This window comes from Nocardia sp. NPDC004151, from assembly GCF_042874235.1.
Lineage (GTDB): Bacteria > Actinomycetota > Actinomycetes > Mycobacteriales > Mycobacteriaceae > Nocardia.
Genome location: NZ_JBIAMR010000014.1, coordinates 109,030 through 130,698 on the forward strand (window position 1 = coordinate 109,030; position 21,669 = coordinate 130,698).

Consider the following 21,669-nt stretch of genomic DNA (forward strand, 5'->3'; position numbering starts at 1 on the left):
CCCGAGAACGTCGCGGTCAGCGTGTGCGCACCAGCAGCCGAGGGCGTCCACTGGAAGGTCGCGGTGCCGGTCGCGTCGACCTGCCCGGTCCCCAGAACCGTAGTGCCGTCAGCGAACTGGACCGTGCCACCCGCCGCTGCCGGAGTGACCGTCGCGGTCAAAGTGGTCGCGGTGCCCACCTTCGCACCCGTCACCGGGTTGAGGACGGTGGTGGAAGCGACATCGGCCGCGACAACCGACACCTGCCCGGTGGTATTGGATCCGGTGACACCGTCACGCCCCGAGAACGTCGCGGTCAGCGTGTGCGCACCAGCAGCCGAGGGCGTCCACTGGAAGGTCGCGGTGCCGGTCGCGTCGACCTGCCCGGTCCCCAACACGGTTGTGCCATCAGCGAACTCGACCGTGCCACCGGCCGCGGCGGGAGTCACCTTGGCCGTGAGGGTGGTCGCGGTACCGACTTTCGCACCCGTCACCGGATTGAGAGTGACGGTGGAGGCGACATCGGCCGCGGTGACGTTCACGGTCTGCGGCGCGGACTGCGATGCGTTGGCGTACGCGGTGCCTGGATACTGCGCGGTCAGGGTGCGGTTGCCGCTCACCGTCGGTGTCCACTGGTAGGTCGCGGTACCGGTGGCGTCCAGGGCGCCGGTTCCGATCTGGGTGCCGCCGTCGTAGAAACCGATCGTGTCACCGGCCGAGCCACCGGTCATCGTGGCCGTCAACGTGACCGGCTGGCCCGCGCGGGCGCCCGAGACCGGGGCCAGGGTGGTGGTCGTAGCGTTCTTGCCCACCGTGATCGACGGGCCCTGAGTACCATACAACCCCGAGCCGAGCGACCCGCCGTAATCCATGCCGGTGGTCAGAGCGGCCCCGCGGGCACAGCCGTGACCGACCTTGTACTGCACGCTGAAGGTCGGGGAGCTGTGGAAGCCCGGCCGGTTCTGGACCACCCAGGAGGTGCTGCCGAACGACGCTCGCACGTAGCCGCCGCCGTTGCCCTCGTCGGCGACTACTTCGGGATTCGACACCGCGCCACCACCCATGGTGGCCGAACCCGGTACATAGGTGATACAGGCCGGGTGCCGGTCCTTGATGTTGTAGATGTACTCGTCGGTCCAGCTGTTACGGCTGAACTGGGTGGAGACCGTGATGGTGTCACCCTCGGCCGGGGACACGTTGCTGATGGTCCGGGTGAACTGCGAGGAGCCGTCGGACCACGTGATGTTCCCGGGGTTCGCGTCCGCGGCGCCGGTGCCGAACAGCGCCAGAGCGCTCGCGGCCGTGGTGGTCGCGGCAAGTTTGCGGGCGACATGTCGATTTGTCATTGTTATTCCTGGAGAAGAGAATTCGGCGCTCGTTCGGAATTCGATCGCGGGCAGAGGGACGGAACGCACATCGCTCCACTCCCCCGCGACGCCGCTTATCCCGAGGCAGGCCCGCCGGTTACGAGCAACGCTGACGCCGCGAAACCGGCAGCGATCGAGGAATGACGCATTTTCTTTCCTTCTACTGATTTTCTTCTGAGCGCTGGTATCCGGACAGGGCAAATCCAGCGATCATCAACAACATTCGATCGCTGAATCACGCAACGCCGGCGATCACGCAGACTCAGGGGTTTCAGCGGAGGCTACGACCGAGAGTTTCGGAAGCTCTGCTCTCGGCATTTGTTCTGATCCGTACTGCTGTGATCTCCTGTGATCTCGTCTGGGGCAAGCGCGCTCACCATAGGTGGCCACATTCGGAAATGTCGGCGTTTCACAAAGTTACCGGCGAGTTCGACACCAATTTTGGACATCTGCCCAGTTCGGCCGAAGGTAACGATCCGGGCACGTCGGCAAATACTCCGCTCGATTGCCCAGCAAGACAGCGAATGCGCCGTTCCTCCGGCACCCGCTGGTCACTCCGCGCGCCAGATACGGAGCGTAGCCGGGCGGTCGACACCCAGATCTGACCAGATTGCGGCCGGGTGGCTCCGGGAGCCGGCGACTGGCCACACACCCGACACGACGGAACGATGAAGATTGAATCGAAACCGTGGGCAAGCGCGGGGTAGGCGGAACAAAAACAGGTCAGGCCCGGTACGAAACCGGGCCTGACCTGTATCAACGGGTGGACCTGACGGACCAGCATACGAACCGGGTCGTGCTGGTCGACGGGCCCGACATCATGGTTCGAGCGGTGGGTGCCCGGCCGAGTCCGGTTGCAGGTGCCCGATGACCGCGACCGCTCCCCATACCCGGTCGCAACGAATCACGTGCGGACCAAACCGCCGACTCAATGACAACGCTCTAGCGAAGCGGTGGCCCCAGCATCGGCAAGAAGCGCACGAACATAGCGGCAGATCGCGCACACAACTTCCGGCAGATCGCGCACGCATTGTGCGGCAGATCGCGCATGAAATATGCAATACTACTGCGGTGACCTCGTCCTTCTCGTCATCGCCGATTGGTCGAATACTTCCCCGCCATGCCCATTCCGCAGTGCATGAAGCTCTTGCGGACACTCGTGTCGTCCTGGTCAACGGGGCTCGCCAATGCGGGAAGAGCACGCTGGTCTCCCGGATAGGCAGGGAGATCGGCGCGACCTGGCGCAGCCTCGACAAGCCGGAGACTCGGCAGGCAGCCGGCTACGACCCGACCCAGTTCGTCCTCGACGATTCCCTCTTGATCATCGACGAGGTACAGCGAGTACCGGAGCTGTTACTGGCGATCAAGGAGACCGTCGACGCCGACGGACGACCCGGCCGGTTCCTGCTGACCGGTTCGGCTCACGTAATGGCACTTCGGAGCGTTCCAGACGCGCTTCCCGGACGCATGGAGACGATCGAACTCTGGCCGCTCTCCCAAGGCGAAATCGACGGCGCGCCCGATAGATTCATCGATTGCGCTTTCGAGCGCGGACCCCAGCTACGGCACGATGGGACCGAGAATCGCGATGATTACATCGAACGGATCGCACGAGGCGGCTTCCCCGAAGCCGTTGCACGAGAGGGCAAACGGCGTTCCCGATTCTTCTCCTCCTATATCGCCGATCTGATCAACCGAGACGTCATGCAACTGTCCGAGATCGAACGTTCCGCAGAGATGTTCACCCTGACCAACCTCGTCGCTGCCAGATCCGGTCAACTCCTGGTGCCCGGCGCCCTCGGCAATGAACTCGGCCTGCCCAAAGACACCGTCGCCCGCTATCTTCGCCTCCTGGAAGAGGTTTTCCTGATCAAGCGAATCCCCGCTTGGTCCCGAAACCTGACCACCCGGGCCGTCGCGACCTCCAAGGTATTCATGGTTGATTCCGGAATCGCCACCTATCTGTGCGGTGCCGACCCGCGCACGCTGCGGGCCGTGAACGGTCCACTCGGGTCACTGCTGGAGGGCTTCGTAGCCGCCGAACTCGCTCGTCAGCTCACCTGGTCCGACCAGGACGCTCGCATGTTCCACTACCGCACCCGCGACAACGTCGAGGTCGACATCATTCTCGAGAACAACCGGCGGGAGGTCATCGCGATCGAGGTCAAAGCCGCCGCCACGGTCAAGGGCGAGGACTTCCGCGGCCTCCGCCACCTCGCAGACCGCCTGGGCGACGACCTCCTCGCCGGATACGTGCTCTACACCGGCACCGAAACCCTCCCCTTCGGACCGAAATTCCGCGCCCTACCGGTAAGCGCCCTCTGGAACGCGCGACCATGACCGCCGTCGCCGGTTCGCGCACTGTCACGAAAGAGGCAGAGCCGCAAGTCAATGACCTGCGGCCCTGCCGTGGAGTGGAGCTAAGGGGACTCGAACCCCTGACCCCCACACTGCCAGTGTGGTGCGCTACCAGCTGCGCCATAGCCCCGTATTCACTTCTTCGCCAGCCGGGCGTTGCCCCGCTTGCTTGAACGAAGTTACACGACCGATGCGGAACAAACCAAATCGCCTGGACAGAGGCTGGCGGTGACGATCACCGGGAGGTAGTCTCGAACGCATGTTCGATAGCCGAGAGGTGGAGGCGATGGGCGAGGACGAGCTGGTCGACGCGCTGCGGCGGGCACACGGGGCGGCGGCGTTCGCACAGGCGGCGGAAATCACAGCGGTGCGGGAGGTGTATCGCCGCCATCGGGCCGCGAACGCCGCACCGGGCGCCGGCGGGGTGCGGGCCGGGGAGTTCGCGGCGGCGGAGATCGCGGTCGCGGTGCAGGTGCCGGAGGGGGTGGCGGCGGCGCTCATCGACATCGGGCTCGCGCTGGACTCGCTACCCCAGACCAAACTGGCGTTCGCGGCGGGACGGATCGATCTGTCCCGGGTGCAGGTGATCACGGACTGCCTGCGGGGGATGCCACGGGAAATACGGGAAGTCCTGGAGCCCAAGCTGATCGACGCCGCGTTGCGGTCCGATCCGGTCCGGCTGCGGCAGACCGCGCAGCGCTGGGTGACGCGGCTCGATCCCGACGGCGAGACGCGGCGGCGCGAGGCCCGGGAACAGGACCGCGACGTCCGGATTCGCGCGGTTCAAGACGGGATGGCCGTGTTCGACGGGCTGCTGCCCGCCGCGGGAGCGCAGGCGCTCGCCATGCGGCTGCGGGAGATGAGCCTGCAAGTGTGCGAGGACGATCCGCGCACCATGTCCCAGCGCCGGGCCGACGCGCTCATCGCCCTCGCCGACGGCTCGGGCCGCCTGCACTGCGAATGCGGCAAGGAACTCGACTGCCCCAAGGCCAGCACCCCCACCACGCCTCGCCGTCCACTCATCCAGGTCGGCGTGTCCGCCGAAACCCTCCTCGGCCTGCGCGACGATCCCGCCTTCCTGTCCGGCTACGGACCCATCGACGCCGCGCTGGCCCGCTCGCTCGCCGAACACGCCCGGTTCCAGGTCATCCCCGAGTACTTCCCGGAGGACGCCACTCCGGGCCCGAGCGAAGACGACGCCCCTTCGCCCCCTGAGGAAAGCGCTTCGCAGACAAAGGAATCCGTCCTCGCCGACGGCATTCCGAGCCCGCGCCGGACCCGGCGGACGCGAATCGCCGCCGAAGCTCCCTGGGAGCGCGCGGCCGCCGCCCACCTCCGCGAGCGTCGCGTGCGCGACGACACCCCGGCCACCCCCCGGGTGGATCGCGGCCGCCTCACCACCGATGGTCCCGCCACCGCCGACAGCCCTGCCACCCAGGAACGGCCCGCCCGGCCCACCGAACCGGCTCCCCCGTCCGCACCACTGCGCAAACACGCCAAAGTCACTGCGGTGCGCCCCTTCTCGAACGCCCCGGCCCGCGAGGTGCGCGCCCTCGACGGATTCTGCCGTTTCCCCGGCTGCACCATGCCCGCCGCCGAAACCTCACTCATCCAGTTCGGCCCGCTCCCCCACCTCCCCGCACAACCGAACTCCGGCTACCGCGCCGTGCTCTGCACCCATCACAACCGCCTGAAGTCCCTGGCGGACAAGGGAAAACACCCGTGGCGCGTCTACCTGGCCGACACCGACCGCATGCGCTGGATCGACCCGAGCGGTGAGACCCACGAAACCATCCGCGAGGGCGCCCGCTATCTCTTCCCCCACACCGACATAGACGCCCCCGCCAAGCCGCCCCGCCTCCGCCCGGTCCCCACCGACCCCGCCACGGCCGGAAGCTACTTCACCACCGACCTGGCCTACCCCCTCGAATCCCACGTCCTGATCCACCCCCAGCTGTCCCGCACCACCGCCGACAACGACATCCCCGAATCCCCCACCCACCCGGTCCCCCACTGACCGTTCACCACCCCGAACCAAGGGACCGAGCCCCCGGCTCGGCCCCCTGCCCGGGGTGCGGCTCAAATTCACCGTTCCCCCGATGGGCCGCACCCCACCCAATCGCAGCGGATGCCACCGCATGAGACAGGCCGGGCAGCCGACTCGCAGGAGTCGCTGCCCGGCCTGAACCGGCTATCCGAAGACCGCTGTTCCGCAGCCTATTTCGCGGCGCTGAGGACCCAGTCCGCGTTGCCGCGGTCGACCTTCTTGCCGTCGAGGAAGACCGACGGGGTGGCGGCCGGGCCGTTCAGAGCGTCACCGAGGGCCTTGAGAGCGGCGGCGGCGTGGGCCCGGGCGGTGTCGGCGCGGTCGCCGGAGGTGATGCACTTGGCGACGGAGTCGCTCGCGCCCGCTTCCTTGGCGATGGCGGCGAGTTCCTTGTTGTCGTGGTCGGAGCCGCCTTCGGAAGGCTGCTTCGTGGTGAAGAGCAGCTCGTGGAACTTGGCGTACACCGGGCCGTTCCCGTCCTGCGCCACGCATTCGTTGGCGGCGACGGCGCGGGTGGAGTAGTCCTTGCTGCCCGAGCGGGAGTCGAGGAAGTTCACCAGCCGGTACCGCACCGCGAGCTTGCCCTCGTCGACCTGCTGGGCGATCTCCTGGCCGTTGACCTTCTCCATCTGGCCGCACGCCGGGCACAGCGGATCCTCGTAGATGTCAAGGGTTTTCGCCACCTTGGGCTTCCCCAGCACGATGGCCCCGTCGGAGTCCAGCGCCACCTCCACGGCCGGATCGTGCGCCGACCCGTACCCGTCGTTGCGCACCGCGTCCCCGCCACCGCGGTTCCACTGGAACACCGCGAACACGATCAGCACGATCACCACCACCGCCACCCCGGCCAGCGCATAGGTGGTCTTGCTCGACACCGGCCGCGGCGTGTGCTTCGAAGTCGGATTGCTCACCCGCACCACTCTGCCCGACACCCCCACCCCACCGACACCCGCCCCTAACGGTCGACGGCGAGCGCGGCTTCCTTGCGGCGCAGGGTCTCGGGCACGACCAGCCAGACCGCGGAGGCGGAGGCGAGCAGGATGCCGGTGACGCCGAGCGCGACACCGTAGGAGACGCGGTCGGCGAGCAGGCCGATGGCGTAGGGGCCGAGGAAGGTGCCGAGGTCGGCGGACATCTGGTAGCCGGCGAGGACCGGGCCGCCGCGGCGGCCGGGGCCGATGATGTCGGCGACCGCCGCCTGCAAGGCGGGGGTGAACATGCCGGATCCGATGCCAGCGAGGGCGGAGGCGGCGAGGAGCCAGGGCAGGGTCGAGGCGAAGCCGATGCCTGCGGTGCCTACGGCGCAGACCAGGGTGCCCGCGGTGAGGAAGGGTTTGCGGCCCAGGGTGTCCGACCAGCGGCCGGAGAGGAACAGGACCGAGGCGTTGCCGAGGGCGAAGGCGGTGAGGGCTACGCCCGCCAGGGCGGCGTCTTGTTTGAGGACCTCTACGACGATCAGGGGCACGAGCGCCATACGGACGCCGAATACCGCTGCGCCGTTGCCGAAGTTGGCCCAGAGGGCGGCTCGGTAGGCGGGGCGGGCGGCGGCTTCGCGGAAGGACATGGTGGGGGCGCCGTCGGATTTCTCCGGAAGAGCCAAGGGGGAATCACGGAGGGCCGCATAGACGATGAGGCTGGCGATCAGCAGGGCTATGCAGTAGATCAGGAAGGGGGCGCGCAGGCCCAGGAATGACAGGGCGCCGCCGACCAGCGGGCCGCTGATGGAGCCGATGAGGAAGCTGGTGGAGTAGACGCCGGAAACGCGGCCGCGTTCGGCGGGCGGGGACATGCGGATGACCAGGCCCAGGGAGGACACCGTGAACATGGTGGATCCGATGCCGCCCAGCGAACGCAGCACCAGGAGCTGCCAATAGCTTTGCGCGAGGGCGCACGCGCCGGTGGAGACCGCGACGATGAGCAGACCGGTCAGGTAGACCGGGCGCTCGCCCAGTTTCTGCAACAGCCGCCCGGCCATGGGGGCGAAGATCAAGCGCATCAACGCGAACGCGCTCACGATGAACGAGGCCGCCGCCACGCCGACATCGAAGCTCCGCGCGAACTGCGGCAGAGCCGGTGCGACCAAACCGAACCCGATGGCGATGGTGAAGGCCGAGCCCACCAGCACCCAGATCTCCACGGGCAGCCGCCGCGTCTCCAGCACTTCACTCACCGGCCGACACCTCGCGCTCACCTGGTCGCGCGACCCCGGCACACCGCGACAACTCCACCGCACACACCGATCCACTCATTTCCAACATCCGGCCGAACGCCGCACTAGCCACCGGACAACGCGTGTCCGACGATCTCCTCCGCGGCCGCCTGCACCTGTACGAGGTGCTCGGGGCCCTCGAAGGATTCGGCGTAGATCTTGTACTTGTCCTCGGTCCCGGAGGGCCGGGCCGCGAACCACGCGTTCTCGGTGGTGATCTTGAGCCCGCCCAGCGCCGCGCCATTGCCGCGGGCGCGGGTCTGGATACCGGTGATGGGTTCGCCGGCGATTTCGGTCGCGGTGATCATGTCCGGCGTCAACGCCGCGAGGCGGGTCTTCTGTTCCGCGGTGGCGGTGGCGTCGACGCGGGCGTAGGCGGGTGAGCCGTAGCGCTTCTCGAGTTCGGTGTAGCGGGTGGACGGGCTCTGCCCGGTGACGGCGGTGATCTCCGCGGCCAGCAGAGCCAGCAGGATGCCGTCCTTGTCGGTGGTCCAGACGGTGCCGTCCATGCGCAGGAACGAGGCGCCCGCGGACTCCTCGCCGCCGAAAGCGAGGCTGCCGCTGAACAATCCGGGCACGAACCATTTGAACCCGACCGGCACCTCGTACACGTCGCGGCCCAGGACGCCGACCACGCGGTCGATCATGGAGGACGTCACCACCGTCTTGCCGATCTTGGTCAGCGCGTCCCACCCCATCCGGTTGGCGATCATGTATTCGATCGCCACCGCCAGGAAGTGGTTCGGATTCATCAGTCCCGCATCGGGAGTCACGATCCCGTGCCGGTCCGCGTCCGCGTCATTGCCGGTCGAAATGTCGTAATCGTCGCGAATCGCCACGAGTGAGGCCATGGCGTAGCGCGAGGACGGATCCATCCGGATCCGCCCGTCGGAATCCAGCGTCATGAACCGCCACGTCGGGTCGACGAACGGGTTCACCACCTCGAGCTCGAGGTCGTAGCGCTGCCCGATCTCCTCCCAGTAATCCACGGAGGCCCCGCCCATGGGATCCGCGCCCAGCCGAATCCCGGCGCCGCGAATGGCGTCCAGATTCAGCACGTTGGGTAGGTCCGAGATGTAGCGGTCCAGGTAGTCGTAGCGCTCCACGTTGGTGGCCAGCGCGTGCGCCAGCGAGGTGCGCTTGACCTCGGAGAGCCCGGTACGCAGCAGCTCGTTGGCGCGGGCGGCGATGGCGTCGGTGGCGATGGTGTCGGCCGGGCCGCCGTGCGGCGGGTTGTATTTGAAGCCGCCGTCGCGGGGCGGATTGTGCGAGGGCGTCACCACGATGCCGTCGGCCTGATGCCGGGTGCCGCCCCGATTGTGGCGCAGCACGGCGTGACTCAAAGCCGGTGTGGGCGTGTACCTGTCGCGGGCGTCGATGATCGCGGTGACATCGTTGGCGGCGAGCACCTCGAGGGCGGTGGTCCAGGCGGGCTCGGACAGCGCGTGCGTGTCCCGCGCCAGGTACACCGGCCCGGTGATGCCGCGCGAGGCCCGGTATTCCACGATGGCCTGCGTGATGGCCAGGATGTGCGCCTCGTTGAACGCGCAGTCCAGGCTGGATCCACGATGCCCGGAGGTGCCGAAGGAGACCAGCTGCGTGGGATCGGCCGGATCCGGGATGCGGCTGTAGTACGCGGTCACCAGGTGCGCGATGTCCTCGAGGTCCGTGGCCCGCGCCGGTCGTCCGGCTCGATCGTGGGCCATGCCCGCACCTCCCTTCCGTATCGCCTGCGCCCGGCTGGTCATCAGGATCACGGCCGTACCCACTGCCCGAGTTGGACACCGAGGTAGGCCGCGGCCAGGCTCGCGCCGACGCCGATCACGACGTTCGCCACCGCATAGCTGTAAGCGCCCTCCTCGGCCAAACGAACCGTTTCGTATCCGAACGTACTGAACGTGGTCAGCGCGCCGCAGAAGCCCGTTCCCGCGGCCGCGAAGAGCCAATGGTTTGCTCCCGCACCGATCAACGCGCCCAGCAAGGCCGAACCGCCCATGTTCACCGTCAGTGTGCCCAGGGGGAGAACACTATCGAATCGAAGGGCCAACGCGCGATCCACCAGAAATCGGGCGGGCGCACCGAGCAGCGCGCCGAGGATCACCGCCAGCGCGGTCACCGCCGCACCCCGTCGAAGACGTCGACGGGTGAGAGCGCGACGGTCAGTGAATCCAGCAGGTCCGCATTGGTTTCCACGAAAGCACGCAACCGGTCGGTGTCGTCGATGATCATCACCATCACCGGCAGCCGTTCAGCCAGATCGAGCAGTCGGGTGGTGTGGATCTGGGAGGACACCCCGTACCCCTCGACGCCGCGCCACACACTCGCCCCGACCAATCCGGCATCCCGGGCACGCCGCACGATCTCGTGGTAGCGGGGCCGATGCCGATAGGTGTCGTCCTCGCCGAGCAGCACCGTCAGCCGCGACGCCGGTATCCACCGCCGGACCGCATCGGTGTCGGACTCCGTGTTCATCGTCCTGCCCCCAATCGTCGCGCCGTTCCCGATATCCATCGTGTCGCACCCACGCCCAGCACGACCGCGATCAGCCCGGTCACCACCGTCCCCCCGAGGTAGCCGAGCCCGTAGCCGATTCGGCCCGATTCGAGCAGTGTACGAACTTCCCCGGCATATGTGGACATGGTGGTGAATCCGCCCAGTACACCGACCCCGAGGAACGGCCGCAGCAGTCGGTGCGCCGCCCAGATCTCGGTGATACAGACCATGAGTACCCCGATGAGCAAGCAACCGATCACGTTGACCGCCAAGGTGTGCCAGGGGATCACACCGCGCTGCGGCAGCAGCACACTCACCCCGTAGCGCGCCTCCGCCCCGATCGCGCCTCCCAGGGCGATGACGCCGAGCAGAGCGACGTCGACGCCCGCGGTGTTCGCCGCCATCACCCTCCCTTCGATTTGCCTGGCCCAATCGCCGCTGTCTGGCGTGTTGCTGAGCCCGAACAGCAGCCCGGAACTGCGAGGATAGTGCGGCTTGCCCGGTGTTGTCCCACCGGCCTCGAGGAGAGCCAAGTTGGCGGTGCGCCAGTCGATCAGAAAGATGCTGGTCCAGAGCTTCGGAATCGCCGCGGTCCTGGCGGCCGTCATGGCGGCCGCGCCCGCGGCGCACGCCGGGGCAATCTTCCCCCTCCCTGATCCGGACGGGTTCTACTACGCCGCAGGCAATCTCGACGCCGCTCGGAACGGCGACGTGCTGAACTCCCGCCAGGTGCCCGCCCACCCGTTCCCCGGGGCGACGGTGTGGCGGATCCTGTTCCGCTCCACCAATTCCAACGGCGCGCCCATCGCCGCGGTGACCACGTTGATCTCCCCGGGCCCCGGGCCGCGACCGCTGCTGTCGTATCAGCCGTTCGTGAATTCCCTGGGCCTGCAATGCGCGCCGTCGCACAGCCTGATCGACGGGAGTCTGAAGGAGTCGTCGGCGTTCCCGCTGCCGCCGGCCAAGGGCTGGGCGATCGCGGTGCCCGAGCTGATCCACCAGCCGCTCTGCGAATGGCACGACGGCAACGACCAGGTGCCGCTGGATCTGGCCCAGTACACCGCGGGCCGCGACTGCGCCGCCGGGACGCCGGTCCAGTTCGACGTCATCCCGGGCGCGGACCACGGCACCGCCATCTTCTCCGGCACGCTCAACGCCATGAACTATCTGTCCGACCGGTTCGCGGGCCTGGCCCCGCCCTCCAACTGCCGCTGATCGCGGTAAGAAGGAAAACGAAGCGGCCCCGCTCGGATCGGCGAGCGGGGCCGCATTCATGGTTGAACCACGGTGTCCAGGGGTTCGGATCTCAGTGCGCGAGAACGGGTTCGCCCTCGGCCGGGACCGGTACCTTGTTCGGCATGATCAGCCCGGTGACCACCGCGCCGACCACGAAGATCGCGGCGGCCCACCAGAAGGTGGTGGTGTAGCTCTGCACCGCGGCCTCGGCCAGCACCCGCGGCGACGGCGGAACGTGCCCGGCCACATAGTCGTTGAACGAGGTCGCGGCCAGCGTGCTCAGCAGCGCGGTGCCGATCGAGCCGCCCACCTGCTGGCTGGTGTTCACCATGGCCGAGGCGACGCCGGCGTCGGCGTGCTCCACGCCCGCGGTCGCACCGCTGAACGCGGTGGACATCGCCATACCCAGACCCAGGCCCATCAGCAGCAGGCTCGGCAGGATGTGGCTCGCGTAGCCGGTGTCCACACCGATGCGGGTCAGCAGCGCCATTCCCAGTGTGGCGAGCAGGAATCCGGTCACCACGGTCACCTTCGGGCCCACCCGCGGGATGAGCAGTGCGGGCACGGTGGTGGAGGCGGCGACCATGCCCGCGACCATCGGCAGGAACGCGACGCCGGTGCGGATCGGCGAGTACCCCAGCTGCTGCTGCATGTAGTAGGTGAGGAACAGGAACATGGCGAACATGCCGATGCCGATGGTGAACACCGCGACGTAGGACGCGCCGCGGGTGCGGTCCAGCACCACGCGCAGCGGCAGCAGCGGGTGCGCGACGCGCTGTTCCAGCCACACGAACAGGCCCAGCAGCGCGACGCCGCCGATCAGGAAGGCCAGGGTGACGCCGTTGGTCCATCCGTCGGACTCGGCGTGCGAGAAGCCGTAGACGATGCCGAACAGCGCGGCGGTCACGGTGACGGTGCCGGGCAGATCCAGCTTGGGGCGGGTGGTGGCGGTGTGCTTGGCCAGCAGCAGGATCGCGCCGACCAGCGCGACGGCCGCGAAGACCAGGTTCACGTACATCACCCAGCGCCACGAGGCCCACTCGGTGAGCGCGCCGCCCAGCAGCAGGCCGAGCGCGCCGCCCGCGCCGGCGATGGCGCCGAAGATGCCGAATGCCTTTGCGCGCTCGGCGGGTTCGGTGAAGGTGACGGTCAGCAGCGAGAGCGCGGCGGGCGCGAGCAGCGCGGCGAACACGCCCTGCGCGACGCGGGAGCCGACCAGCACCTCGAAGTTGCCGGCCGCGCCGCCGACCGCGGAGGCGACCGCGAAGCCGATCAGGCCGGTGATGAAGGTGGTGCGGCGGCCGAACAGGTCGGAGAGCCGTCCGCCGAGCAGCAGCAGCGAGCCGAAGGCCAGCGCGTAGCCGGTGATGACCCACTGCCGGTCGCCGTTGGAGAAGCCGAGATCGGCCTGCGCGTGCGGGAGCGCGATGTTCACGACGGTCGCGTCGAGCACGACCATCAGCTGGGCGACGCCGAGCACGGCGAGCACCCACCAGCGCAGGGCGTGCGATCCGCGCCGCCCTGCCTTGTCCTCGGTCGCAGCCGGGGCTGTGACGTCTTTCTCGAGCGCTGTAGTCATGGTTGGTGTCCTCGTCCCCTAGACTTAGTGGAGAAACCATCTCCGCTTACCGATCAAGCTATCAGCTAAACGGAGATAACTCCTCCGGATAATCCCGATTGCTGATAGGATTAGCCTGTGAATCACGTCACCACCGCGCCCCCACCTCGGCGTCTGCGCGCGGACGCCGCCCGCAATCAGCAGCGCATCATCGCGGCCGCCCGCGAGCTGTTCGCCGATCGGGGGCTGGACGTCACCCTCGACGATGTGGCCGAGCGGGCGGGCGTCGGCGTCGGCACGGTCTACCGCCGCTTCGCCAACAAGCAGGAGCTCATCTCCGAGGTCTTCGACCAGATGGTCACCGAACTGGCCGAGGCCGTGAACGTGGCGCTGCACCACCCGGATCCCTGGGAGGGCCTGACCGACCTGTTCGAGTACTCGTGCCGCCACGTCGCCGCCAACCGGGGCTTCAGCGAGGTGATCCTCGAACTGCACGACAGCATGGAGCGCTTCGTGTGCATGAAGGATCAGATCCGGCCCGGGATGCAGGCGGTCATCGCGCGCGCCAAGGACGCGGGCGTGCTGCAGCCCGATATCGAACCGGCCGACTTCTTCGCCATGGTGAACATGGTCGACGGCATCGCGGGCTTCGCCCGGCCGGTCAATCCCGAAGTGTGGGAGCGCTACATGGCGGTGATTCTCAATGGCGTGCGCGGCGACAGCGTGCCTCGCCTGCCGCTCACGCAGCGTCCACTGTCCGAAGACGAGGTCGAGCGAGCGAAGGCGGCCGCCTTCAACCCGCGCAAACGGTAGCGCGCATCACACTCGCGGTTTAAAGTTGGTCGCATGACCAACTCTTGGGTGAACTGGGCCGGGGATCAGAGCTGTACCCCGGCGTCCATCGCCGAACCGAGCTCGCCCGAGGACGTCGCGGCAGTACTCGCTCAGGCCGAAGCGAACGGCCACACCGTCCGGGTCGCCGGATCCGGGCACTCCTTCACCGAGACCGTGCTCACCGACGGCACGCTCATGCGGCTGAACCAGCTCGACAAGATCCTGCACGTGGACCGCGCCACCGGCCTGGTCCGCGCCGAGGCCGGCATCACCCTCAATGCCGCCAGCAACGCGTTGCACCCGCTGGGCCTGGCCTTCCCCAACCTCGGCGACATCGACGTGCAGTCGATCGCCGGCGCCACCGCGACCGGTACCCACGGGACCGGATCCAAGCTGCAGAACCTCTCCGCCGCACTGCATTCGGTGGAGCTCATGCTGGCCGACGGCAGCCGGGTCGAACTCAACGAGCAGACCGATCCCGACGGCTGGCGCGCCGCGCGCGTGAATGTCGGCGCGCTGGGCGTCGTCACGGCCGTGACGCTGCAGATGGTGCCGTCGTTCGTGCTCGAGGGCATCGAGCGGCCGATCCCGGTCGAGGACGTACTGGCCGATCTGGACAGCTACGTCGAGGACAACGAGCACTTCGAGTTCTACATGTTCGCCCACAGCCCGCTGGCCATGACCAAGCGCAACAACCGGGTCGAGCTCCCCGAACAGCCGCGCGGCAAAGCCATGGACTGGTTCTCCGACATCCTCATGACCAACTACACCTTCGACGCGCTGTGCAAGCTCACCCGGTGGCGCCCGAACCTGATCCCGATGGTCCAGCGCAGCGCCGCCTACGCCGGCAGCTACCGCCGCCAGGTCGAACGCTCCTACCGGGTCTTCGCCAGCCCCCGGCTGTTCCGCTTCACCGAGATGGAATACGCCATCCCGCGCGAGCATTCGGTCGACGCCATCCGCGAGATCAAGGAGGTGGCCAAGCATTTCGACACCCCGATGCCGATCGAGGTGCGCTGGGTCGCCCCCGATGACGCCTTCCTGTCACCCGCCGGCGGGCGCGAGACCTGCTACATCGCGGTCCACCAATACGAGGGCATGAACTACGAGCCGTATTTCCGCGCCTGCGAACGCGTTTTCGACCGCTACAACGGCCGCCCGCACTGGGGCAAGCGGCACTTCCAGACCGCCGAGACACTGCGTGAGCGCTACCCGGAGTGGGACCGCTTCGCCGAGGTGCGCCGTCGCTTCGACCCCAAGGGCCGGTTCACCAACGCCTACATCGAGCGCGTCCTGGGCCCGGTGAACTGAGTACGCCCGAGCGTAGGACAAACCGACTAGTATCGGTTGCTGAAAGATCGCTGCTCTTCCGGGCGTGACCACCCACGTAGGAGGTTCGATGACTTCTTTCAGCGACGGCAACGAGGCGGGCGAGAAGGCTCCCGGCGCGGCCCAGAATCTGGGCGACACAGTGCAGGAGGCCTTCAAGGGCGGAGCCGAGGACGCCAGGGAATGGGTCGAGAAGGCGGGCGACGAGGTCAAGGAGTGGGCCGAGAAGGCCGGTGACGAAGTCAAGGAATGGGCGGGGGGCTTGACCGACAAGGTCAAGGGGATGTTCGACCGCGGATCGAAGTAGGAGTCCAACCATGCCGACCAACGACGACGATCTCGGCGACGGCGCTTCGAAGTTCGAGGACGCGACCGAACGCCTGGCAGACGACCTGCGCACCACCGCCGACGACCTGACCACCGATCTCGGGGTCACCGCCGCCGACCTGCGCGAGCGGGCCGGGGCGGCGACCGGACAGCTGGCCGAACGGGCCAGCGGCGCCGCCGCCGAACTGGCCGAACGGGCTCAGACCGCGGCCGCCGACCTCGCCGATATGGCGAAGTCCTTCGCCGACAAGATCACTCCCGAGGATTTCCAGGTCACCCTCGAACAGGTGCGGGCCAACCTCGACCACGCCGCACAGGACGTGCTGGCCGCGGTCAACGAGATCGTCACCGCGCTGAAGAACAGGGCCGGAAAGTAGTTCAGCCAACCCCGGTTCCGGGCCACACGGCCCGGAACCGGGGTTGTTCGCATGTGTTCGGCAGGTAGATCGCAGCAGACGACGACCGCAGGGGGCACGCCACGTGGGCACGACCCGACATACCTCGACCGAGACGGTTCCGGCCCATCATCGAGTGGCGGTGGCTCCCCGGGTGTTCTGGCCCTCGGCCATCGTGGTGGCCGCCTTCACCGTGTACGCCATCGTCTTCCGCGACACCGCGGGCCGGCAGGCGAAAGCGCTGCAGGACAATGTGATCGGCGGCTTCGGCTGGTACTACATCCTGATCGTGAGCCTGTTCGTGGTGTTCGCGATCTGGCTGGGACTGGGCCGGTTCGGCGACATCACCCTGGGCGAGGACGGCGAGCAGGCCGAATACTCCATCGGCGCTTGGCTTTCCATGCTGTTCGCGGCGGGCATGGGGATCGGCCTGGTGTTCTGGGGTGTGGCCGAGCCGCTGTTCCACTACGAGGACCCGCGCCCCGGGGTCGGGTCCACCCCGGCGCAGCGCGCGGATTCGGCCATGGTGCAGACGTTCCTGCACTGGGGCATCCACCCGTGGGCCATCTACGTGGTGGTGGGGCTGGCGATCGCGTACTCGATCCACCGCAAGGGCAGGCCGGTGTCGATCCGCTGGTCGCTGGAATCGATCGCGGGCGACAAGGTCCGGGGCTGGCGCGGGGATCTCATCGACGTGGTGGCGGTGATCGGAACCGTGTTCGGCGTCGCGACCTCCCTCGGGCTGGGGGTGCTGCAGATCTCGGCAGGGCTGAATCATCAGGGCTGGCTGCACGAACCGGGCAAGGGCTTGCAGGTGACGCTGGTCGTGGCGGTCACCGCGCTGGCCACGGTGTCGGTGGTGACGGGCGTGGACAAGGGCATCAAACTGCTGTCCCAGCTCAATATGGGTGTGGCGGGCGCGCTGATGCTGTTCGTGCTGATCGTCGGGCCGACGCTGTTCATCGTCGACGATCTGGTGCAGAGCCTGGGCCAGTACCTGCAGTCGCTGCCCCGGATCAGCATGTACACCGGCGCGACCGAAGGCCCCACCGGGACGGCCTGGACCCGGCAGTGGACCGTCTTCTATTGGGGCTGGTGGATCTCCTGGGCCCCGTTCGTGGGCGTGTTCATCGCGCGCATCTCACGCGGGCGCACGGTGCGGGAGTTCGTGGCCGGGGTGCTGCTGGTGCCGACGCTGCTGACCTTCGTGTGGTTCGCGGTGTTCGGCGGGGCGGGCCTGCACCGCGAGATGTTCGGTGGCGGCGGGCTGGTCGGTCCGGACGGACCCGATCGCGACAGCGCGCTGTTCGAGCTGCTGCGGACGCTGCCGGGCGGATCGATCACGGCGGGGCTGGCGATCCTGGTGATCGTGCTGTTCTTCGTCACCTCCGCGGATTCGGGGGCGCTGGTGGTGAACATGCTGTCCTCGGGCGGCAATCCGGAGCCGCCGACCTGGAGTCGCGCGTTCTGGACCACCGCGCAGGGTGCGGTGGCGGCGGCGCTGCTGGTGGCCAGCGGCACCGGCACGGCCGCGCTGACCACCCTGCAGACGGTGGCGATCTTGATCGCGTTGCCGTTCAGTGTGGTGTTGCTGGCCATGTGCGTGGCGCTGGTGAAGACCTTCCGGGCCGATCACGCGCGCTCGGAGCCGGGCCGCGAGAGCTGATTCGGACCCTCCGGTTTGCCAAATGTGTGCCAGCACCCTTCCGGCGATCGGGGTGACACGCGTCAAGGGGGGTGTGCCGGGTGCGCACAAGGCCCCTACCAGCATTTAAACTCCCATCCGGAACATAACGAAAACGTCTCGGATTGGAACTGCGCGCATCATGCTCAAGGGCTTCAAAGACTTCCTGATGAGGGGCAATGTCATCGATCTCGCGGTGGCGGTGGTCATGGGCACCGCGTTCACCGCCATCGTCACCTCGGTGACCAAGGGCGTGATCGAGCCGCTGCTCGCCACCCTCGGCGGCAACAAGGAATTCGGCCTGGGCTTCCAGCTGCTGGCCGACAAGCCGTCCACCTTCGTCGCCCTCGGGCCGATCATCAGCGCGGGCATCAACTTCCTCTGCGTCGCGGCGGTGCTCTACTTCGTGCTCATCCTGCCGATGAACACCATCAAGAACCGTTTCGCGAAGGTCGAGGAGGAGAAGGTCGCGACCGAGCTGGAACTGCTCACCGAGATCCGCGACCTGCTCGCCAAGCAGAACGCGAGCCGGTAGTTCTCCACCGTCGGGCCACGGTTCCGCCGAGCGCCTCGACTAGGCTTAGCCAGGTTGTTGCCAACAGCCGGACAGAGATCTAGTCGAGGAGGCGGGAACCGTGGGCCGCATTCCACCCCGGGAACAGGCGAGAGATCTGGCGGACCCGGTGCGGCCCGCGCCGGCGAGCCGGTGGGCCATGCTCGCCGTGCTCTGCGCGAGCCTGCTGCTGGTGGCGATGGACGCGACCATCCTCAATGTCGCACTGCCCTCGCTCATCGATCACATGGCGCCCACCCCCATGGAGCAGCTGTGGATCGTCGACCTCTACGGCCTGGTGCTGGGCGGTCTGCTGATCACCTGCGGCGCGATCGGCGACCGGTACGGCCGGAAACTGCTGTTCCTGCTCGGCTTCCTGCTCTTCGGCGTCGCCTCGGTGATCGCTGCGACCGCGCACTCCCCCGCCCAGCTCATCGCGGGCCGGGCGCTGCTCGGGGTCGGCGGAGCCATGGTGATGCCGTCCACGCTCTCGCTGATCCGCAATATCTTCACCGATGACCACGAACGCACCCTCGCCATCGGCATCTGGGCCTCGGTGGCCGGCGGTGGCGCGGCCATCGGCCCGCTGGTCGGCGGTCATCTGGTCGAGGCGTTCGGCTGGTCGGCGGCCTTCTGGCTCAATGTGCCCGTAGTGATCCTCACCGTGGCCGCGGGGCTGTGGCTGCTGCCGGAGTACCGGGCCCCGCAGCAGGGCCGCTTGGACTGGGCCGGCGCGGCGCTGTCGGTGCTGGGCATCGTGGCGCTGGCGTGGGGCATCAAGCATGTGGCGAAGGGCAATCCGGCCCCGGTCGATCTGATCATCTTGGTGTCGTCGGTACTCCTGCTGGGGTGGTTCGCCTACCGGCAGTCGAAGTCGCCCGACCCGCTGCTGGATGTGCGGCTGTTCCGCAATCGCGCCTTCACCGCCGCCGCGCTCGCCACCCTGCTCGCCATGCTGGCCATCGGAGCTGCGCTGTTCCTGATCTCCTTGTGGCTGCAATACATTCACGGCTACTCGCCGTCGGAGGCCGGTATGCGCACCCTGCCCGCGGCGCTGGCCACCCTGTTCGGTTCGCTCGCCACCCCCTGGCTCATGCGGCGCGTGGGCGTGCGCGCGCTGATGGGTTTCGGATTGGGCGCGCTGGCGACGGGTTTCGCGGTGCTGGCCGCGATTCCCGACACCACTTACCCGATCGTCGCCCTGGTGCTGCTGTGCCTGGGCATCGGTGACGGCATCGCGATCACCACGGCCGCCGCCGTCCTGGTCGCCTCGGTGCCCGCCGAGCGCGCCGGGCAGGCGGGGGCGGTCGAGGAGACCAACTACGAACTGGGCATCGGTCTGGGCGTGGCACTGCTGGGCAGCATCCACGGCCGTTTGTTCACCGGCCACATGACCGGATTGCCGCTGCACGGCGACGATCTGACCGAGGCGCAGGGCTCGGTGGGCGGCGCGGCCCACGTCGCCGAGCGGATCGGCGGACCCGCCGGCGACGAGGTGCTGCGCATCGCCCAGCACGCCTACGACGCGGCGCTCACCACCACCTCCTGGATCTCCACGGGACTGGTGGGCGCGGTCGCGGTGCTCACCGTGATCCTGGTTCCGCGCGGCTTCAAGGCGACCGCCGCGCACTGAGACCCCCTTCCCGGGGATGCATCCGGTTATGCCAGTGCGACTTTCAGCTGCGCCAGGCCGGAGCGGATGCGCGCCTTCACGGCGGGCAGGCCGATTCCCAGCCGGTCCGCGACCTGCGGGTAGGTGAGCCCGCCGTAGAAGGCCAGCACCAGCGACTCGCGTTGATTGGGGGTGAGGGTGGACAGGCCGTGGCGGATGGCGCGCTCCTCCTGGCGGCGCAGGATCTCCTCGGCCACCACATCGGTGGCGGGGCGGTAATCGCCGACGCCCCAGCGGTGTTCGTGTCCAGCCGCGCTGCACTCGCGCCGGACCCGGTCCACCGCCTGATGGTGGGCCAGGGTGGTGAGCCAGGTCAGCGCGTTGCCGCGGGCCGGGTCGAAGTTCGGGGCGCTGCGCCAGACCTGGAGGTAGACCTCGTGACAGGTTTCCTCGGCATATCCGGTGTCGCACACGATGTTCAGGACGCGGGAGTAGATGAGGCCGCGGGTGCGGCGGTAGAGCTCCTCGTAGGCGGCGCGGTCGCGCTCGGCGATGCGGCGGACGAGGTTGTCGAACTCGCTGCCGCGCCGGGTGCGGCGGGCAGGGACGGTCGAAGGTCGGACGGGGTGGGCCGATTGCGGACGGACTGCCGGGTGGGCAGCGGAACGGTGTGGTGCACGTGAGGAATTCACGATTGCCCCCAGGTCGACGAAGCGAGCGGATCGACGGTGTCCGGATACGGATATGTCGAAACGAGCCGTCGAGGACTGGGACGGCCACTGCGGAAACCGGCCGGGGACAGGGGCTTTCGGTTCCGCCAAGAATCCAGGCTACGCCCCGGGGCCCGATGCCTGCACCGATCCGATTAACCGGACATCATCCCGGCAAACCCGGCCGAACCGGGCGTGGGTCAGATCCGTAGCCCCAGTGCGACGATGCCGTGCGCGACCGCGTGCACCGTCACCCGGTTGCGGCGGGCGTGCGCCCGGATCAACTCGAACGCCGCGTCGGGGGTGGTGTGGTGGGCGTGGGCGAGCACGCCCTTGGCCTGTTCCACCACGATGCGGGTGGTCAGCGCGTGCTGGAGCTGTTCGGTCACCCGCTGGTGGCGGTGCACCAGATCGGCGGTGACGATGTGCCCGGCGGCCATGCCCGCCAGCAGCGTCGCCACCGACAGGTCCTGGCCGGTCCAGTGCCGGACCTCGCGCGAATACAGGCTCAGCACACCGGCTTCGGTGGCGTCCAGGCGCATGGGGACGGCGGCGACCGAGGCGATCCGGCGCTGCCCGGCCACGGTCGTGTACTCCGGCCACAGGTCGCCGTAGCTGCCGATATCGGTGACGGTCACCGGCGCTCCGCAGGCGTGCGCGACCACGCCGGGTCCGCGGTCGTGGTCGCGCTGGCAGACCTCGAGATCCAGGAGGTCCTCGGGGATACCGGTGAAGAGTTCGGACCGGTCGCCTCGTAGTCGGGCGGACAGCGCCACCGTCACCCCGCCCGGTTCCAGCACATCGATGGCGCTGCGCATCAACTCGTCCAGAATCTGGGGCAGTTCACTCGCCGCCGGTAGCAGCCGCGCGAATCTGGCCAGCACCGTCACCAGCAACTCACTGTCGGACACCGCATTCACCCCGCATCGGCGAACGCCGGGCGCCCGCCACGAAAGTATTCCTGTGCCGCTCTTGCCG

General features: G+C 68.2%; 20 protein-coding genes and 1 tRNA gene. 10 read left to right on the top strand and 11 right to left on the bottom strand.

The window, feature by feature from the left end:
* Positions 1–1,325 (bottom strand): Ig-like domain repeat protein (locus tag ACFYTS_RS27410; RefSeq protein ID WP_387308233.1); only part of this gene is annotated, 1,325 nt, incomplete at its 3' end.
* A 1,092-nt stretch (positions 1,326–2,417) separates the two neighbouring features.
* Here ACFYTS_RS27410 and ACFYTS_RS27415 point away from each other — a divergent pair.
* Positions 2,418–3,686, top strand: coding sequence for an ATP-binding protein (locus ACFYTS_RS27415; RefSeq protein ID WP_387308235.1), 1,269 nt, complete (start codon positions 2,418–2,420; stop codon positions 3,684–3,686).
* Between the two features lie 75 nt (positions 3,687–3,761).
* On the opposite strand, the gene ACFYTS_RS27420 is transcribed toward ACFYTS_RS27415, so the two are convergent.
* Positions 3,762–3,834: transfer RNA gene (locus tag ACFYTS_RS27420), tRNA-Ala, on the bottom strand.
* A gap of 129 nt (positions 3,835–3,963) precedes the next feature.
* Here ACFYTS_RS27420 and ACFYTS_RS27425 point away from each other — a divergent pair.
* On the top strand, positions 3,964–5,721 hold the full coding sequence (locus tag ACFYTS_RS27425; protein WP_387308237.1) for a DUF222 domain-containing protein: 1,758 nt from the start codon (positions 3,964–3,966) through the stop codon (positions 5,719–5,721).
* Between the two features lie 200 nt (positions 5,722–5,921).
* Here the strand turns inward: ACFYTS_RS27425 and ACFYTS_RS27430 are convergent, their stop codons facing one another.
* The 6 genes from ACFYTS_RS27430 to ACFYTS_RS27455 all read right to left on the bottom strand — a co-directional run bounded on the left by ACFYTS_RS27430 (position 5,922) and on the right by ACFYTS_RS27455 (position 10,857).
* Positions 5,922–6,662: a DsbA family protein gene (locus ACFYTS_RS27430; RefSeq protein ID WP_387308239.1), complete on the bottom strand. Its 741-nt coding sequence runs from the start codon at positions 6,660–6,662 to the stop codon at positions 5,922–5,924.
* A gap of 44 nt (positions 6,663–6,706) precedes the next feature.
* On the bottom strand, positions 6,707–7,921 hold the full coding sequence (locus ACFYTS_RS27435) for an MFS transporter (RefSeq protein WP_387308241.1): 1,215 nt from the start codon (positions 7,919–7,921) through the stop codon (positions 6,707–6,709).
* Between the two features lie 104 nt (positions 7,922–8,025).
* The gene (gene pgm, locus ACFYTS_RS27440; protein WP_387308243.1) at positions 8,026–9,666 is read right to left on the bottom strand and encodes a phosphoglucomutase (alpha-D-glucose-1,6-bisphosphate-dependent); all 1,641 of its coding nucleotides are present in this window, start codon (positions 9,664–9,666) and stop codon (positions 8,026–8,028) included.
* A 47-nt stretch (positions 9,667–9,713) separates the two neighbouring features.
* Positions 9,714–10,076: a CrcB family protein gene (locus tag ACFYTS_RS27445; RefSeq protein ID WP_357278881.1), complete on the bottom strand. Its 363-nt coding sequence runs from the start codon at positions 10,074–10,076 to the stop codon at positions 9,714–9,716.
* Complete coding sequence (locus ACFYTS_RS27450; RefSeq protein ID WP_357278883.1) at positions 10,073–10,432, bottom strand: DUF190 domain-containing protein; 360 nt, start codon at positions 10,430–10,432, stop codon at positions 10,073–10,075. Before ACFYTS_RS27450 ends, ACFYTS_RS27445 begins: the two co-directional genes overlap by 4 nt.
* Entirely contained in the window at positions 10,429–10,857 is a 429-nt protein-coding gene (locus ACFYTS_RS27455; protein WP_357278885.1) for a CrcB family protein, read from the bottom strand. The genes ACFYTS_RS27450 and ACFYTS_RS27455 overlap by 4 nt, the downstream gene beginning before the upstream one ends.
* A gap of 136 nt (positions 10,858–10,993) precedes the next feature.
* Here ACFYTS_RS27455 and ACFYTS_RS27460 point away from each other — a divergent pair, with 136 nt between their 5' ends.
* Positions 10,994–11,668: a hypothetical protein gene (locus tag ACFYTS_RS27460; protein ID WP_387308392.1), complete on the top strand. Its 675-nt coding sequence runs from the start codon at positions 10,994–10,996 to the stop codon at positions 11,666–11,668.
* Between the two features lie 91 nt (positions 11,669–11,759).
* Here the strand turns inward: ACFYTS_RS27460 and ACFYTS_RS27465 are convergent, their stop codons facing one another.
* Positions 11,760–13,268 (bottom strand): MFS transporter, encoded by a 1,509-nt coding sequence (locus tag ACFYTS_RS27465; RefSeq protein WP_387308246.1) that lies wholly within the window; start codon positions 13,266–13,268, stop codon positions 11,760–11,762.
* A gap of 117 nt (positions 13,269–13,385) precedes the next feature.
* Here ACFYTS_RS27465 and ACFYTS_RS27470 point away from each other — a divergent pair, with 117 nt between their 5' ends.
* The 7 genes from ACFYTS_RS27470 to ACFYTS_RS27500 all read left to right on the top strand — a co-directional run bounded on the left by ACFYTS_RS27470 (position 13,386) and on the right by ACFYTS_RS27500 (position 20,002).
* Positions 13,386–14,060, top strand: a complete 675-nt coding sequence (locus ACFYTS_RS27470) for a helix-turn-helix domain-containing protein (protein WP_357278890.1) — start codon at positions 13,386–13,388, stop codon at positions 14,058–14,060.
* Positions 14,061–14,093: 33 nt separating this feature from the next.
* Positions 14,094–15,392 carry a D-arabinono-1,4-lactone oxidase gene (locus ACFYTS_RS27475; protein WP_387308248.1) on the top strand — a complete coding sequence of 433 codons (1,299 nt, stop codon included), beginning with the start codon at positions 14,094–14,096 and terminating at the stop codon, positions 15,390–15,392.
* A gap of 88 nt (positions 15,393–15,480) precedes the next feature.
* The gene (locus ACFYTS_RS27480) at positions 15,481–15,717 is read left to right on the top strand and encodes a hypothetical protein (RefSeq protein ID WP_387308251.1); all 237 of its coding nucleotides are present in this window, start codon (positions 15,481–15,483) and stop codon (positions 15,715–15,717) included.
* A gap of 10 nt (positions 15,718–15,727) precedes the next feature.
* Positions 15,728–16,114 (top strand): hypothetical protein, encoded by a 387-nt coding sequence (locus ACFYTS_RS27485; protein WP_357278898.1) that lies wholly within the window; start codon positions 15,728–15,730, stop codon positions 16,112–16,114.
* 154 nt (positions 16,115–16,268) lie between these two features.
* Positions 16,269–17,798, top strand: coding sequence for a BCCT family transporter (locus ACFYTS_RS27490; protein ID WP_387308253.1), 1,530 nt, complete (start codon positions 16,269–16,271; stop codon positions 17,796–17,798).
* Positions 17,799–17,958: 160 nt separating this feature from the next.
* Positions 17,959–18,351 (top strand): large conductance mechanosensitive channel protein MscL, encoded by a 393-nt coding sequence (gene mscL / locus ACFYTS_RS27495; RefSeq protein ID WP_357278901.1) that lies wholly within the window; start codon positions 17,959–17,961, stop codon positions 18,349–18,351.
* Positions 18,352–18,451: 100 nt separating this feature from the next.
* Positions 18,452–20,002, top strand: a complete 1,551-nt coding sequence (locus ACFYTS_RS27500; protein ID WP_357278904.1) for an MFS transporter — start codon at positions 18,452–18,454, stop codon at positions 20,000–20,002.
* A 26-nt stretch (positions 20,003–20,028) separates the two neighbouring features.
* Here ACFYTS_RS27500 and ACFYTS_RS27505 read toward each other — a convergent pair whose 3' ends face one another.
* Together ACFYTS_RS27505 and ACFYTS_RS27510 are read right to left on the bottom strand one after the other, a co-directional pair.
* Positions 20,029–20,673 (bottom strand): sigma-70 family RNA polymerase sigma factor, encoded by a 645-nt coding sequence (locus tag ACFYTS_RS27505; RefSeq protein ID WP_387308256.1) that lies wholly within the window; start codon positions 20,671–20,673, stop codon positions 20,029–20,031.
* Positions 20,674–20,891: 218 nt separating this feature from the next.
* Complete coding sequence (locus ACFYTS_RS27510) at positions 20,892–21,602, bottom strand: GAF and ANTAR domain-containing protein (protein ID WP_387308258.1); 711 nt, start codon at positions 21,600–21,602, stop codon at positions 20,892–20,894.
* Positions 21,603–21,669: the final 67 nt, after the last annotated feature.

What these genes read in the sequence shown, in the direction of transcription:
- ACFYTS_RS27480 (WP_387308251.1), top strand. Translation starts at nt 15,481, where the DNA reads ATGACTTCTTTCAGCGACGGCAACGAGGCGGGCGAGAAGGCTCCCGGC.
- ACFYTS_RS27450 (WP_357278883.1), bottom strand. Translation starts at nt 10,432, where the DNA reads ATGAACACGGAGTCCGACACCGATGCGGTCCGGCGGTGGATACCGGCG.
- mscL (WP_357278901.1), top strand. Translation starts at nt 17,959, where the DNA reads ATGCTCAAGGGCTTCAAAGACTTCCTGATGAGGGGCAATGTCATCGAT.
- ACFYTS_RS27455 (WP_357278885.1), bottom strand. Translation starts at nt 10,857, where the DNA reads ATGGCGGCGAACACCGCGGGCGTCGACGTCGCTCTGCTCGGCGTCATC.
- ACFYTS_RS27465 (WP_387308246.1), bottom strand. Translation starts at nt 13,268, where the DNA reads ATGACTACAGCGCTCGAGAAAGACGTCACAGCCCCGGCTGCGACCGAG.
- ACFYTS_RS27425 (WP_387308237.1), top strand. Translation starts at nt 3,964, where the DNA reads ATGTTCGATAGCCGAGAGGTGGAGGCGATGGGCGAGGACGAGCTGGTC.
- ACFYTS_RS27485 (WP_357278898.1), top strand. Translation starts at nt 15,728, where the DNA reads ATGCCGACCAACGACGACGATCTCGGCGACGGCGCTTCGAAGTTCGAG.
- ACFYTS_RS27475 (WP_387308248.1), top strand. Translation starts at nt 14,094, where the DNA reads ATGACCAACTCTTGGGTGAACTGGGCCGGGGATCAGAGCTGTACCCCG.
- pgm (WP_387308243.1), bottom strand. Translation starts at nt 9,666, where the DNA reads ATGGCCCACGATCGAGCCGGACGACCGGCGCGGGCCACGGACCTCGAG.